Genomic DNA, 14,105 nt, shown 5'->3' on the forward strand with positions numbered 1-14,105 from the left:
AGATCGGGATCGTGGCCAGCGTCCGTCACGCCGCCGCATGCGCCTCCGGGCGCGGCGGGGCGAAGGCGAGCTGGGGCTCCCAGTAATTGCCCTTGTCGAACATGTGCCGCGCCTGCGCATATTGGAACATGATGCGCGCGACGATCGTCACCGTCTCGGGCTTGCGCAGAGCCGCGCCCCACACCTTGTTCCACATGCGGCCTTCCTTGTCGCCGAGCTTGCGCACGTCGGCGGCGATCTGCATCGCCTCCTGCTCGATCTCGCGGAACGAGGAGGCGTCGGGAATCTTCGCGTCGATCGGCGCGCGCGCACGGCCGAAGCCGTCGATGAAGCACAGCACGCGATCGCCGAAGGCGGCCGGCGAATAGAGCGCGTTGCACAGATTGTGCAGGCCCGCGTTCAGCTCCTCCATGCTCATGGTTACGGGACGAATGTTGGAGCCCCAGGGCACCGCCTGCGTCTCCACCGTGCCCTGCAGCAGGCGGCCCTCGCGGGTGATGCGGTCGAACAGCGGAGTCGCCTCGGAAGCCATCAGCGCGCCGAGGCTGAAGATCGGGATCGCCGTCGACATGGCGAACTCATATTGCTGTGAGAACACGCTCGGCCCGTCGTGATCGAAGCCGACGATCATGCCGCCCATCACCGATATGCGGCGGTCGATCAGCTTCTGCACCTCGCCGGCGATGTCGATCTTCAGATTCTGCCTCTTGCCGGTCTCTCGCAGGCTCTCGATATTCGGCGTCTCGATGCCGACGAACACCTGATGCACGCCGGCCTCGGCCAGCATGTCCATCAGCTCCCCGTCGCGCGTCGCGTCGATCGAGATCTGCGTGACGAAGTCCATCGGATGGCCGTTCTTCCGCCAATGCGCCATCGCCTCCAGCAGCTCCTTGCAATGGGAGCGATAGGCGGTGAAATTGTCGTCGGCGAGGAAAGTCGCGCGAAAGCCGTGATTCCACAGATTGTCGAGCTCGGCGATCACCTTGGCGATCGGCTTGTGACGCTGCTTGCGGCCGAGATATTGGATGACGTCGCAGAACTCGCATTCGAACGGACAGCCACGCGAAGTCTGCACGGCGCCGAGCATGGCGCGCCGCGTCGGATAGAGCTCCCAGCGCGGCAGCGGGCTCTTGTCCAGCGAGGGCTTCTCGCCGAAATAGGCGTCGCGCGAGCGGCCGGAGCGCAGATCGGCGAAAATCTCCTCGGCGATCTCCTCCGCCTCGCCGCAGACGAGCACGTCGCAATGGGCGCGCAGATGGTCGGGGCTGAGGCTCGCATAGGGCCCGCCGATGATGACCTTCTTGCCGCGGCGACGGAACTCGTCGGCGAGCGCGATCATACGGCGGCGCTGGCTCACCTTGCCGGTGATGGCGATCCATTCGGCGGGATGGTCGAGATTCACGGGCGCGACGCCTTCGTCGCAAATCTCGATCTCGAGATCGGCCGGGGCGAGCGCGGCGACCGTCGTCGACGACAGATCGGCCATCATCACGCCGGGACGCCGGCCGGAAGCGGCGAGGATCTCTGCGCCGAAATAGGTCGGGAAATCGGCTGCGGGATTGACGATGTAAAGAGACATTTCAGCAGGCCCCCTGCTCGGCAATCGTCGATTAAGGGCATTTTTTTCGAGCCCGGGCAAGGCGGGAAAGCCGGGAAGCAGCGGACCGGCGCGCTTCTCGAAGGATGCGAACGGTTTATGAAAATAGAGCTGCGCAATCACTTCAGAAAAGAGCGCGCCCTTCTCCCACTCGTGAGAGAAGGTGGCTCGACGAAGTCGGGTCGGATGAGGGCTCGCCTCGCCGCAAAGACCTCTAGAAAATTCCAACGCATCACGAACCGCGGCCGCCCTCATCCGACCCTCGCTGACGCGAGGGCCGCCTTCTCCCGCTCTGCGGGAGAAGGAGCGCGCGTCCGGATTCGACTGATCCGTCAGGCCGCCTCGGCCCGCGTCAGCGCGTCGCAAATGTCGTCGACGACGCTGGTCACGAGATCGGGATTCTCGCCCTCGCCCATCACGCGGATGACCGGCTCCGTGCCCGAGGGACGGATCACCAGACGCCCGGCGCCGTCGAGCCGGCGCTTGCCCGCCTCGATCGCCGCGACGACGACCTCCTCCTCGAGCGCGTGGGACCCGCGCACGCGCACATTCTTCAAGACTTGCGGCAGCGGATCGAAGCAGCGGCAGACCTCGCTGACGCGCCGCCCGAGCTTCTTGACCGCGGCGAGCGCCTGCATGGCGGTGACGAGGCCGTCGCCGGTCGTCGAATAATCCGAGAGGATCACATGGCCGGACTGCTCGCCGCCGACGTTATAGCCGCGCTCGCGCATGCGCTCGATCACATAGCGGTCGCCGACGGCGGTGCGCTCGAGCGTCAGGCCGAGCGAGGCGAGATAGCGCTCGAGGCCGAGATTGGACATGATCGTCGCCACGACGCCGGGCTTGGCCAGCCATCCCTCGTCGCGCCAGCTGCGCGCGACGACCGCCATCAGCTGGTCGCCGTCGACGATGTGGCCGAGCTCGTCGACCATGATGACGCGATCGGCGTCGCCGTCGAGCGCGATGCCGACATCGGCACGCATCTCGCGCACCTTCTCCTTGAGCTTCTGCGGCGCGGTGGAGCCGACGTCGCGGTTGATGTTGAAGCCGTCGGGCGCGTCGCCGATGGTGATGACCTCGGCGCCGAGCTCCCACAGAGCCTCCGGCGCGACCTTGTAGGCGGCGCCGTTGGCGCAATCGAGCACCACGCGCAGCCCCTCGAAGCTCATGTTCCGCGGCAGCGTGCGCTTGGCGTATTCGATATAGCGGGCGCGCACGTCCTCGACGCGCTTGGCGCGGCCGAAGCCCTGCGGACCGGCGAGCCTCGCCGTCAGATCGCGCTCGATCAGCTTCTCGATCTCGGCCTCGGTCTCGTCGGAGAGCTTGTAGGCGTCCGGGCCGAACAGCTTGATGCCGTTGTCCTCGTAGAGATTGTGCGAGGCGGAGATCATCACGCCGAGATCGGCGCGCATCGAGCGGGTGAGCATGGCGACGGCCGGCGTCGGCATGGGGCCGAGCAGCAGAACGTCCATGCCGACCGAAGTAAAGCCGGCGACCAGCGCATATTCGATCATATAGCCGGAGAGGCGCGTGTCCTTGCCGATGACGACGCGATGGCGGCGCTCGCCGTCGCGATTGAAGATGAGGCCGGCGGCCTGCCCGACCTTCATCGCCAGCTCGGGCGTGATCTTCTGATTGGCCCTGCCGCGAATGCCGTCCGTGCCGAAATAGCTGCGCGTCATGTGCCTCTTTTCTCCCGAGAAAATGTTCCGGCCGCGCTCGGCCGGGATGAAATGAGCGTCCGATTGTGGGCATTTTCGGACGGTCCCGACTCCGTTCTCGACGGCCATGAGAATCGCCCTTAAAAAATATCGCTACAATCACGATGAGCGCGTCGCCTTTCGCGCCGATGGTTAACGGCGCGGGCGAGGCGTCGTCGCTTGTAGCATGGCGGGCGCGTCCCGTCGAAGGGGGCAGGATAGGATGCGCGTCGTCATCTATCATAATCCGGCCTGTGGAACGTCCCGCAAGGTGCTCGCCCGGCTCAAAGAAGCGGGCCTCGAGCCCGAGGTGGTCAATTATCTGAAGACGCCCCCTGACCGTAAGGCATTGAAATCACTACTGAAGTCAATGGGGAAAGGGGTCCGCGACATTCTGCGCGAGCGGGGAACGCCCTATGCCGAGCTCGGGCTCGACGACGCCTCTCTCGGCGACGAGAAGATTTTCGACGCGATCGAGGCGCATCCGATACTGATCGAGCGGCCGATTGTCGTCGTCGACGGCAAGGCGGCGCTGTGCCGCCCCCCGGAGGTGGTGGAGACGCTGCTGAAGTGAGCAGGGCCGCGACGCGCGTCCCTTCTCCCACTCTGCGGGAGAAGGGAGCGCCCTTTTTCGTCGATGGACGGGATACTCGGTTTGCCTTATCGGCGGCGCCACGCCAAGGAGACTTCAAACTCGTGACCGCTTCGAAAACTGTCGCCTTTCTCGGCCTCGGCGTCATGGGCTATCCCATGGCCGGCCACCTGCACGCGCGCGGCCATCGCGTCGCCGTCTATAACCGCACCGCCGAGAAGGCGGCCCGCTTCGCCGCACAATTCCCCGGAGCGGCCACCGCGCCGACGCCGCGCGCCGCCGCCGAGGGCGCCGAGGTCGTCTTCGCCTGCGTCGGCAATGACGACGATCTGCGGCAGGTGACGATCGGCCCCGAGGGCGCCTTTCATGGCATGAAGCGCGGAGCGGTCTTCGTCGACCACACCACCGCCTCGGCCGAGATCGCGCGCGAATTGAACGCGCGCGCGAAGGCGATGGGCCTCGGCTTCGTCGACGCGCCGATCTCCGGCGGCCAGGCGGGCGCGGAAAAAGGCGCGCTCACAGTGATGTGCGGCGGCGCGCCGGAGGATTTCGAAAAAGTCGAGCCGGTCGTCGCCGCTTACGCCCGCGCCTGCCGGCTGATGGGGCCCCCCGGCGCCGGCCAGCTCACCAAAATGGTCAATCAGATCTGCATCGCCGGGCTGGTGCAGAGCCTCGCCGAGGCGCTGGACTTCGCGACGCGCGCCGGGCTCGACGGCGAGGCCGTGGTCGATCTCATCAAGAATGGCGCGGCGCAGTCGTGGCAGATGGAGAATCGCCACGCGACCATGCTCGCCGGCGAGTTCGACTTCGGCTTCGCGGTCGAATGGATGCGCAAAGACATCGCCATCTGCCTGGCGGAGGCCCGCCGCAACGGCGCGAGCCTGCCGGTCGCCGCGCTGGTCGATCAGTTCTACGCCGAGGTCGAGCGCATGGGCGGGAGGCGCTGGGACACCTCCAGCCTCATCGCGCGGCTGCGCGCTCAGCGCAGCAGCACATAGCCGCGCCTCGGGGAGAACATTCTTTCAAATACGGGCGCCAATGCTATGGTCACGATGGGTCCGCAGGCCCGGCTCGCGCTTCCGCGGAGGAGGAAGGCGGAATTGGGAGAACGACAATGAAGTCCAAGATCGTTTCGGGCTCGACCCTCGCGGCTGCGGCCATCGCGCCGGCGCTCGCCGGCGGCGTTTCGACGCATGCCGCCGCCAAGCATTCCAAGCATCATGCACTATGGAAAAAGGTCAGTGCGGGGGTAAAACGAAGCGCATGACCAAGAAGGGCGCCTGCAAGCGCCACGAGGCGGGCTGCGGCTCCAAAGCCTGCTAGGGCCAACTGAACCGCAGTCGATCGATCGCGCCGGTGCGGTCGGTCTCGTAGCGGGGAGCCGCGCGAGGAGCGCGCCAGCTTTTCGTTTGGAGCGAATTCTAATCGCTCGAACGACCGTTCGAGCGGAAAGCGCTCTAGGAGGAACGACCATGACGCGACCCGCGCCGCTCGGATTCGGCCTCGGCCTAAGACCCCTCTATTACGAGGAGATCCTCTCCACCCATCCCGATATCGATTGGTTCGAGATCATCTCCGAAAACTACATGACCGGCGGCGGCCGGCCGACCGCCATGCTCGAGCGCGTGCGCGCCGATTATCCGATCGTGATGCACGGCGTCGCCATGTCGCTCGCCTCGACCGACCCGCTCGATTTCGACTATCTGCGCGAATTGAAGGCGCTCGCCGAGCGCGTCGAGCCGGCCTGGGTCTCCGATCATCTCGCCTGGACCGGCGTGCACGGGATCAGCCTGCATGATCTCCTGCCGATTCCCTATACGCGCGAGGCGCTCGATCACGTCGCCGAGCGCATCCTGCGCGTGCAGGATTTCCTCGGCCGCCGGCTCGTCGTCGAGAACGCCTCGACCTATGTGACCTTTCGCGAATCCGAGATGAGCGAATGGGACTTCATCGCCGAGCTCGCCCGCCGCGCCGATTGCCTGCTGCTGCTCGATGTCAACAATGTCTTCGTCTCGGGCTTCAATCATGGCTTCGATCCGAACGCCTTCATCGACGCCATTCCGGTCGAGCGCGTCGTGCAGTTCCATATGGCCGGACATACCGACAATGGCACGCATCGCATCGACACGCACGATCAGCCGGTCTGCAAGGACGTGTTCGCGCTCTTCGAGCGCGCGCGGCGGCGCTTCGGCGAGATCTCGACCATGATCGAGCGCGACGATAATTTCCCGCCTTTCGGCGATCTGCTCGCCGAGCTCGGGCGCCTGCGCGAGATCGCGGCGCGCATCGACGCGGAGGGAGAGAGGAGCGTCGCCGCATGACTCTCGCCGAGCTGCAGGCGCGCTTCCAGGCCGGCGTGCTCGCCGGACACGAGGACGGCGCGACCATTCTCGATTGCGTCAAGAATTCTCGGCGCGCCGACCGCACGACCCTGTTCGGCGTCTATGTGAACGCCTATCATCTGCGCCTCGTCGAATTTCTCATCGCCGATTATCCGGCGTTGCGCGCGCTCCTCGGCGAGGAGGCGTTTCAGGCGCTCGCCGACGCCTATATCGACGCCGAGCCGTCTCGCAAATGTAATGCGCGCTGGTATACGAGCCGGCTTCCCGATTTCATGCGGGGGAGCGACGACGGGCCCGCGCATGCGCGGGCGATCGATCTCGCCTCGTTCGAACGGGCGCTGACCGACGCTTTCGACGCGGCGGACGCGGACTCCCTGCGCCTCGACGCGCTCGCCGGCTTCGCGCCGGACGATTGGCCGCGCCTCGTCTTCGGCTTTCATCCGAGCCTCATTCTGCTCGAGCTCGCGGCCGGCACGACGGCGACGCATGCAGCGGCCACGGAGGGCGCCGAGCTTCCCGAGGCGGGCGCGGGGACGGAACACGTCGCCGTCTGGCGCGCCGATCTCGACTCCGTCTATCGCCGGCTCGAGCCCGACGAGTTCCTGGCGCTCTCGCTCGCGCTCGAGGGCCACGCCTTCGGCGACATCTGCCAGATGGCGGCCTTCCGCGACGAGAGCGAAGCCTCGCCCGAGCGCATCGCACAATTGCTCACCGGCTGGTTCGAGGAGGGGCTGGTGGTGTCGGCGGGGGTGCGGGAGGGGTCGGAGAGCGAATAGCTCGGCGTCAGGCCGCCGGCGTCACGAAAAGCTTATAGGAAATGAGAGATAGTGTTGAAGTGCTCGAGAAGTGAGAGCGGGCGTCGTCAAGAACCGATCAATCCGACTTCTGCCCAGAAAATTGCCCATTGTAACCCTTAATCTGGCGTGCCTAATGTTTGTTCAAATATCAACTGGCATATCGCCATACCAGATCGTAGCTTAATCGGGAGTGGCCCATGGTTTACGATCTCCAAGCGAACACACCCGTCAAAACCAGCATGTATAGCGGCGCGGTTATGTGCACTGAAAGGCCTAAACGCGCTAAAGAGCTCTTCCCTTCGACGCGTGCTGCATATTTTGTGTCAAGCCTCAGGTCGACAGACTCTCTTGTAAAAGCTAATATAAGATTATCCCTCTTTAAGTATATAGCCATCATCTGGCATCGTAACTTTCGTTGTAACCTCTTTTAGCGCCTCCTCGGCGCCAACCTTACGTTTCATAGGATCAAAAACAGTGTCTATGCCGATGTCGGCTTTTTGCTCGTTGAATATAGTAAGAACTGGATCTAAAGTAAGGTCCACACTCGTAGAGCTGTAAGCTTCTTCGGAAAGGATCGGATCGATAATGATCGCCCCTTCCCGAATCGCTGTACGAATTTCTCTATCTGTAAGAAGCACGCGACGACTTTCCCCGAAGTGGTCTCTAATTGCCCTCTATCGACCCAGACGCGCCATTTCCCAGAAGATGTCTCTCTCGGGAGTTCCACCAAAAAAGCATTCCCTTCACTCCGTATCGGGTAGCCGACTTGGATATATCCATCCGCCACAGAGCGCTTTCCGAGCACGAGGCCCTCATCGCCGGAATTGGTATGGATGCTAACGACGACCTCGCTATGATGCAATCCTTCCCCGAGTTCTTTCACTTTGAGTCTCATCATAGCCGCCTCCTGGTCCCGTTCGAATCTGAGAGCTTCTTTATTCCTTGACGCGTAGCACACCCTCTCAGCGCGCCCACTTACAGATCGTTTTTCAAAACTAGAACTTACAGGGAACAACGCAACGCTTTTCTGACATGGCCTTCCATATGCCGCCACAATCAAACTGGCCCACAACCCCACATTGACTCCCCGCCCCGCCCCGCCTAAAAGGCGGGCAATCTCGTCAGAGATGACGGTCTCATGAGAGATCTCGGACCCGCCCATTCGCCCGCGAGGCGAAGGGTCAACGCCCGGCAGCGCGATGCGCCCCCGGGCGCGATTTGCTTTGGAGAAGCGAATGGCGAGTAGCGAATAGATCGAGCTTCGGCTCTACTCGCCATTCGCTACTCGCGCTACTCGCTCCCGCAGGAGACACGCATGTTCGAGGGCCTTTCCGACAAGCTCTCCGGCATATTCGACAAGCTCACGCGACGCGGCGCGCTGACCGAGGCCGATGTCGCCGAGGCCATGCGCGAGGTGCGCCGCGCCCTGCTCGAGGCGGATGTCGCGCTCGACGTCGTGCGCTCCTTCACCGACAAGGTGCAGGAAAAGGCCGTCGGCGCCAATGTCGTGAAGTCGGTCTCGCCCGGCCAGATGGTCGTCAAGATCGTCAATGACGTCATGGTCGAGACCCTGGGCTCGACCGCGCAGCCGATCGATCTCGACGCCGCCCCGCCCGTCCCCATCATGCTCGTCGGCCTGCAGGGCGCCGGCAAGACGACGACGACCGCCAAGATCGCCAAGCGCCTGACCGAGCGTCACGGCAAGCGCGTGCTGATGGCCTCGCTCGACGTGAAGCGCCCGGCCGCGCAGGAGCAGCTCGCCATTCTCGGCCGGCAGGTGAATGTCGACACTCTGCCGATCGTGCCGGGCCAGGATCCGGTCAAGATCGCCAGGCGCGCCGAGGAGACGGCGCGGCGCGAAGGCTATGACGTGCTGCTGCTCGACACCGCCGGCCGCACCCATATCGACGAGCCGCTGATGGAGGAGATGGCGCAGATCAAGGCCGTCTCCAAACCGCACGAAATTCTGCTCGTCGTCGACGCGCTCACGGGCCAGGACGCGGTCAATCTCGCCAGGAATTTCGACGATCGCGTGGGCCTCACCGGCATCGTGCTGACGCGCGTCGACGGCGACGGCCGCGGCGGCGCGGCGCTCTCCATGCGCGCCGTCACCGGCAAGCCGATCAAGCTCATCGCCACCGGCGAGAAGATGGACGCGCTCGACGAATTCTCGCCGGCGCGCATCGCCAACCGCATTCTCGGCATGGGCGACATCGTAGCCCTCGTCGAGAAGGCCGCCGCCGCGGTCGACGCCGAGCAGGCGCAGCGCGCCGCCGAGCGCATGGCCAAAGGCAAGTTCGACCTGCAGGACTTGGCCGATCAGCTCGCGCTGATGGAAAAGGTCGGCGGCTTCGGCGGCATCATGGGCCTGCTTCCCGGCGTCGCCAAGATGAAGGAGCAGATCGCCTCCGCCAATCTCGACGACAAGATGTTCAAGCGCCAGCGCGCCATCATCCAGTCGATGACGCCCAAGGAGCGGCGCAATCCCGACATCCTCAAAGCCTCGCGCAAGCGCCGCATCGCGGCGGGCTCCGGCGTGAAGGTGGAGGAGATCAACAAGCTCCTGAAGCAGCACCGCCAGATGGCCGACATGATGAAGGCGATGGGCGGCATGAAACGCGGCGGCGTGATGTCCAAGGCGGCGCAGATGATGGGCCTCGGCGGCATGCCCGCGCCCAGCCAGGAGCAGATCGCCGAATTGCAGAAGAAGATGGGCGGCGGGGCGCCGCCGCCCTCCCCGGGCCCCGGCGCCGGCATTCCCGCCGCGCCGCCGGCTTCCGCATTCACGCCCAAGCCGACCCTGCCCGGGCTCGGCGGCGGCGGAGGTTTTCTGAGCGGGCTCAATCCGTTCGGGAAGAAGAAATGAAAAAACGAGTGGTGAGTAGAGACCAGCGCCACTCACCACTCACCACTCACTCGACAAAGGAAAACTGGAATGTCCCTGAAGATCAGACTCTCCCGCGGCGGCGCCAAGAAGCGGCCCTTCTATCGCGTCGTCGTCGCCGATTCGCGCTCGCCGCGCGACGGCCGCTTCATCGAGAAGCTCGGCACCTTCGATCCTTTGAAGCCGAAGGACGCCGCCGACCGCCTCGTGCTCGACGCCGAGAAGGCGAAGGAATGGATCGCCAAAGGGGCGCAGGCGACCGACCGCGTCGAGCGCCTGCTCGAGAGCATCGGCGTGGGCAAGCGCGAGCCGCACAATAATCCAAAGAAGGCCCAGCCGAAAAAGAAAGCGCAGGAGCGCGCCGCCGCCGCAGCTGCGGCCGCCGAGGCCGCGGCCTCCGCGTGACGAACCCGTCATTGCGAGCGAAGCGAAGCAATCCAGAGTCGCGGGGCGACTCCTGGATCGCTTCGTCGCTGTCGCTCCTCGCAGTGACGCTCGCCGCCGCATGAAAGGCGCCGTTCTGCTCGGGCGGCTCGGCGCCGCGCATGGCGTGCGCGGCGAGATCCGCCTGCAGAGCTTCACCGCCGATCCGGCGGCGATCTCCACCTATGGCCCGCTCTTCGACGCGAGCGGCGCGCGCCGCTTCGTCATCTCCTCGCTGCGGCCTCTGGCCAAGGACATGTTCGTCGCGCGACTCGCGGGCGTCGCCGACCGCGCCGCCGCCGAGGCGCTGACCGGCGTCGAGCTCTTTCTCCCGCGCGAGGCGCTTCCGGCGCCCGACGAAGACGAATTCTATCTCGCCGATCTCGAAGGGCTGCGCGCCGAGACGCGCGCGGGCGAGACGCTCGGCGCCGTGATCGCCGTGCGCAATTTCGGCGCGGGCGACATTCTGGAGATCGCGCCGCCGGACGGCGGCGAGACTTTGCTGCTGCCCTTCACCAAGGCCGTGGTTCCGCTCGTCGATGTGGCGGGCGGCCGCATCGTCGTGGACTTGCCCCAAAGCGACCAGGCCGACGCGTCTTCATGATGCGCGCGCTTCATGATGCGCGCGCTTTTGCCGCTCGCTCCGCCATGCGATAAAGCCTCGTCAGAGAGAATCGCGCGGCCGCCGAGAGCGGCGGACGGCGGATCGCAGGAGAAGCTCGTGGAGCTCGTCGCAACGCCGAATAATCCGGTCCCGCCGCGCGGCTCGGTCTTCGCCGTGAGCACCTCCGACGAGCGGCGGCTGCGCGTCGCGACCTTCTCGCCCGAGGGCGAGCCGCGCGGCACGATCGCGCTGTTTCCGGGACGGGCGGAGTTCATCGAGAAATATTTCGAGACGACAGGCGAATTGCTCTCGCGCGGCTATCACGTCGCGACGATGGACTGGCGCGGACAAGGCGGCTCGGAGCGCGACCTCGCCGATCCGCGCAAGGGCCATATCGACGATTTCGCGCTCTATCAGCGCGATCTCGACGCCTTCATCGGCGAGACGCTGACGCTCTCCTGCCCGCGGCCCTGGCACGCGCTCGCGCATTCCATGGGCGCGGCGATCCTGCTCGACCGCGCCCATTCGAACCGCTCGCCCTTCGAGCGGCTGATCCTGCTCGCGCCGATGATCGACATCGAAGGCCTGCGCTTCCCCAAAGGCGCGCGCGCGCTCGCCGATACGCTCGACATGTTCGGGCTCGGCGCCATGTATGTGCCGGGCGGCTCGGGCAAGTCGCTGTTCGAGGAGCCCTTCGAAGGCAATCGTCTGACCTCCGACCCTGCGCGCTTCCTGCGCAACGCCGAGGCGCTCGCCGCGGCGCCGCATCTCGCGATAGGCGATCCGACGGTCGGCTGGATCAACGCCGCCTTCCGCCTGATGAAACAATTCGCCGCGCCGGAATATGCGCACGCCATTCGCGCGCCGGCGCTGCTCTTCTCCTGCGGCCGCGACCGCATCGTCTCCTCGCGCGCGATCGAACGTTTCGCGCGGCGCCTGCCGATCGGCAATCTGGTCGCGATACCCGGCGCGCGCCACGAGCTGTTGATGGAGCGCGACGAATTGCGCGAGCAATTCTGGGCGGCCTTCGACGCTTTCGTTCCTGGCGAGGCGACGCCGGCGGAGAGCTGACGCGGCTGCCCGGCCGTCATTGCGAGGAGCGCAGCGACGAAGCAATTCAGGGGCCGCCCCGGTAGTGTCTCAGTTTGAAATTTCCTCGACCGACTTTTTGTAGGGACCGCGCTTTCCCGGCTTCGGCGCGTCCGCGTCCATCGCCTCGACGATTTGCTCCCACGTCATGACCCTATCAGACAGGCTGGCGGCCATAGCCGGCGTCACGCGAAGCGTTTTATGGATGCGAAGGAAATTGTACCAAACAGCATAGATCGCGACCATATGGGCATGGTTCTCGAATTTTTTCGAGAACGCATTCGTGAGGCGCGTAAATCTGCGGTTCGCCATGCGCATCGTGAGATTGGAGCGCTCGACGTAGGAGGTCGAGACGTGCGCCATATCGGGCTTGCCTTCGATCTTCGTCTTTTTGATCCCCGTGCAATCCGCCGGGCTGTAGCGGCCCTTGGCACTTTCGGGCGTCGCGCCATAGAGCTTGATGAGCATGGCGTAATCGACGTCAGCGCCGAACGCGCCTTCAACCGCTTCAAGGTAGGCCTTATGGCCATCGCTCGTAAGCTGAATGCGCGTAACGACGCGCTCCGCAACGTCGTTCATGAACCACGCCGCGCACTCGCCATCACGACCGCCGCAGAAGTGGGAAATCAGAAGCTTCGTATCGGCTTCGATCGCCGTCCACGTCCAGACGTCGCCGGCGCCATCGGGCGCGGCCTTCGCATCGGCGACGTTCTTTTCCTTCGCGTAGCAAAACGCCCAAGCTTCATCGACCTGAACCCGCTTCGCCTTCACGCCGCGAACCTTGGCGTCATGAAAGCCGGCGCAGAAGCGCCCCGCGTCCACCAGAAGCTTCGACACGGTATTGATGCTGGTATCCGTCAAGCGGGAGACGGAACGCATCGAAGCGCCTTCGCAGAGCATGGCGAGGATTTGCGCGCGGGTCTTGGTGTCGAGCTTGTTCATAGCCCGAACATATGAACTTTTATGCTTAGCATCAAGCTAGTTTTTCATTTCACAACCCGCAATACCGGTCGCCCTTTTGACTCGGGCTCAATGCGGTATAGCTCATGCACGTCGTCCTCGCTAATGCACAGCATTCTGGCAAAATCACTACAAGAATAATTTAAATCATTCTTGTGAAGGTCAATGATGCGCTCGAACAACTTTGCACTCTCGCGTGGAAATTGTGTTTCATCCGGTTCTGTCTTTCTCCAGCCGCGAGCGCTTAATTGACGCCACAAATATGAAGATTGATTTTCCGAAATAACTCGTGCGGACCCAGCGCGATATAACAAAGATGCCACGGAAACGCGCCAATATTTCTTGAGCTGAACAAGCCGCTCAAGGGTGACTTTTCCGCCGATTAAATCAGAACGTAGTTTGCTGGCTGGCACCAGGAGCTCGCCAGCGAAAGCGTCCGCCTGTTCCTCCATATCTTCATGGGGAACGGAATGCATGATCATATGCCCAAGCTCGTGAGCCAAAGAATGCCTCATTCTATCGGCGGGAGCGCGACCATTCAAAAATATCATGGGTGGCAAATTACGGCCACGCATCGTCAACCCATCGACGTGTTCTATAAAATTTGCGACAATAACAATTATACCGGCGCGCTCGCAAATAGCAGTAAGACTTTTTATTGGGCCATCCGGTATCATCCAAGCGCGCCTAATCAATTTGGCGACAGCCTCAGCTCCGCCTGCTTCGTCAACGTCTATGCGAGGCAACGGCAACTCAGATTCTATGTCAATTGAAGTCAAAAATCTACGAATATGCATGGTTCTGATATTTAGTTCAGCGTGAAGTCTCTTCAAATCACTAGCGTTTACACACGACTTTTTTCTCCATGACACATCATGGACACTGATTGGAAGCCCAGAAAGCTCGTCAGATTGAGTAAAAAACTCAATTGGAAAGTTTAATGCTTTGATTATCGCATCAATAGTAGCCTCAGAAGGCGAAGCGTTCAACAACCCTCGCTCAATACGAGAGTAATGCCCCTGGTCGAGACCAGAAGCCTCTGCGACATCTGCTTGGCTTGCGCCTCTAAACTGTCTCGCAAGGAGGAGCAGTTCGGTATTAAGTTCCTTTGCCATAG

At 63.4% G+C, this 14,105-nt stretch carries 16 protein-coding genes; 9 read left to right on the top strand and 7 right to left on the bottom strand.

Annotated features, from left to right (window positions below; translation table 11 throughout):
• Positions 1-25 precede the first annotated feature (25 nt).
• Positions 26-1,852, bottom strand: coding sequence for a B12-binding domain-containing radical SAM protein (locus AC6IW9_RS19000; protein WP_497766149.1), 1,827 nt, complete (start codon positions 1,850-1,852; stop codon positions 26-28).
• 77 nt (positions 1,853-1,929) lie between these two features.
• Entirely contained in the window at positions 1,930-3,279 is a 1,350-nt protein-coding gene (gene glmM, locus AC6IW9_RS19005) for a phosphoglucosamine mutase (protein ID WP_497766151.1), read from the bottom strand.
• 241 nt (positions 3,280-3,520) lie between these two features.
• On the opposite strand from glmM, the gene arsC reads away from it, so the two are divergent.
• From arsC to AC6IW9_RS19030, 5 genes are all read left to right on the top strand, one after another.
• Positions 3,521-3,871, top strand: coding sequence for an arsenate reductase (glutaredoxin) (gene arsC / locus AC6IW9_RS19010; RefSeq protein WP_497766153.1), 351 nt, complete (start codon positions 3,521-3,523; stop codon positions 3,869-3,871).
• 122 nt (positions 3,872-3,993) lie between these two features.
• Entirely contained in the window at positions 3,994-4,887 is an 894-nt protein-coding gene (locus tag AC6IW9_RS19015; RefSeq protein WP_497766155.1) for an NAD(P)-dependent oxidoreductase, read from the top strand.
• Positions 4,888-5,003: 116 nt separating this feature from the next.
• Entirely contained in the window at positions 5,004-5,156 is a 153-nt protein-coding gene (locus AC6IW9_RS19020) for a hypothetical protein (RefSeq protein WP_497766158.1), read from the top strand.
• Positions 5,157-5,361: 205 nt separating this feature from the next.
• The gene (gene bufB / locus AC6IW9_RS19025; RefSeq protein WP_497766161.1) at positions 5,362-6,210 is read left to right on the top strand and encodes an MNIO family bufferin maturase; all 849 of its coding nucleotides are present in this window, start codon (positions 5,362-5,364) and stop codon (positions 6,208-6,210) included.
• On the top strand, positions 6,207-7,007 hold the full coding sequence (locus AC6IW9_RS19030; RefSeq protein ID WP_497766164.1) for an HvfC/BufC family peptide modification chaperone: 801 nt from the start codon (positions 6,207-6,209) through the stop codon (positions 7,005-7,007). Before bufB ends, AC6IW9_RS19030 begins: the two co-directional genes overlap by 4 nt.
• A gap of 137 nt (positions 7,008-7,144) precedes the next feature.
• Here AC6IW9_RS19030 and AC6IW9_RS19035 read toward each other — a convergent pair whose 3' ends face one another.
• The 3 genes from AC6IW9_RS19035 to AC6IW9_RS19045 are packed head-to-tail and all read right to left on the bottom strand — an operon-like array spanning position 7,145 to position 7,666.
• Positions 7,145-7,243 carry a hypothetical protein gene (locus tag AC6IW9_RS19035; protein WP_497766167.1) on the bottom strand — a complete coding sequence of 33 codons (99 nt, stop codon included), beginning with the start codon at positions 7,241-7,243 and terminating at the stop codon, positions 7,145-7,147.
• A complete protein-coding gene (locus tag AC6IW9_RS19040; protein ID WP_497766169.1) occupies positions 7,231-7,425 on the bottom strand; it encodes a dCTP deaminase domain-containing protein in 195 nt (64 codons plus the stop codon). Before AC6IW9_RS19040 ends, AC6IW9_RS19035 begins: the two co-directional genes overlap by 13 nt.
• Complete coding sequence (locus AC6IW9_RS19045; RefSeq protein ID WP_497766172.1) at positions 7,397-7,666, bottom strand: dCTP deaminase domain-containing protein; 270 nt, start codon at positions 7,664-7,666, stop codon at positions 7,397-7,399. Before AC6IW9_RS19045 ends, AC6IW9_RS19040 begins: the two co-directional genes overlap by 29 nt.
• A gap of 677 nt (positions 7,667-8,343) precedes the next feature.
• On the opposite strand from AC6IW9_RS19045, the gene ffh reads away from it, so the two are divergent.
• The 4 genes from ffh (at position 8,344) to AC6IW9_RS19065 (ending at position 12,010) form a co-directional block, all read left to right on the top strand.
• Positions 8,344-9,894 (top strand): signal recognition particle protein, encoded by a 1,551-nt coding sequence (ffh, locus tag AC6IW9_RS19050; protein ID WP_497766174.1) that lies wholly within the window; start codon positions 8,344-8,346, stop codon positions 9,892-9,894.
• Positions 9,895-9,963: 69 nt separating this feature from the next.
• A complete protein-coding gene (gene rpsP / locus AC6IW9_RS19055; protein ID WP_497766176.1) occupies positions 9,964-10,317 on the top strand; it encodes a 30S ribosomal protein S16 in 354 nt (117 codons plus the stop codon).
• A 100-nt stretch (positions 10,318-10,417) separates the two neighbouring features.
• Positions 10,418-10,939 (top strand): ribosome maturation factor RimM, encoded by a 522-nt coding sequence (rimM, locus tag AC6IW9_RS19060; RefSeq protein ID WP_497766178.1) that lies wholly within the window; start codon positions 10,418-10,420, stop codon positions 10,937-10,939.
• Positions 10,940-11,056: 117 nt separating this feature from the next.
• Positions 11,057-12,010 carry an alpha/beta fold hydrolase gene (locus AC6IW9_RS19065; protein WP_497766181.1) on the top strand — a complete coding sequence of 318 codons (954 nt, stop codon included), beginning with the start codon at positions 11,057-11,059 and terminating at the stop codon, positions 12,008-12,010.
• Between the two features lie 69 nt (positions 12,011-12,079).
• Here AC6IW9_RS19065 and AC6IW9_RS19070 read toward each other — a convergent pair whose 3' ends face one another.
• Entirely contained in the window at positions 12,080-12,970 is an 891-nt protein-coding gene (locus tag AC6IW9_RS19070) for an IS1 family transposase (RefSeq protein WP_497766184.1), read from the bottom strand.
• Positions 12,971-13,014: 44 nt separating this feature from the next.
• Positions 13,015-14,103 carry a helix-turn-helix domain-containing protein gene (locus tag AC6IW9_RS19075; protein ID WP_497766187.1) on the bottom strand — a complete coding sequence of 363 codons (1,089 nt, stop codon included), beginning with the start codon at positions 14,101-14,103 and terminating at the stop codon, positions 13,015-13,017.
• Between the last annotated feature and the right edge of the window lie 2 nt (positions 14,104-14,105).

Source organism: Methylosinus sp. shoA (assembly GCF_059718125.1).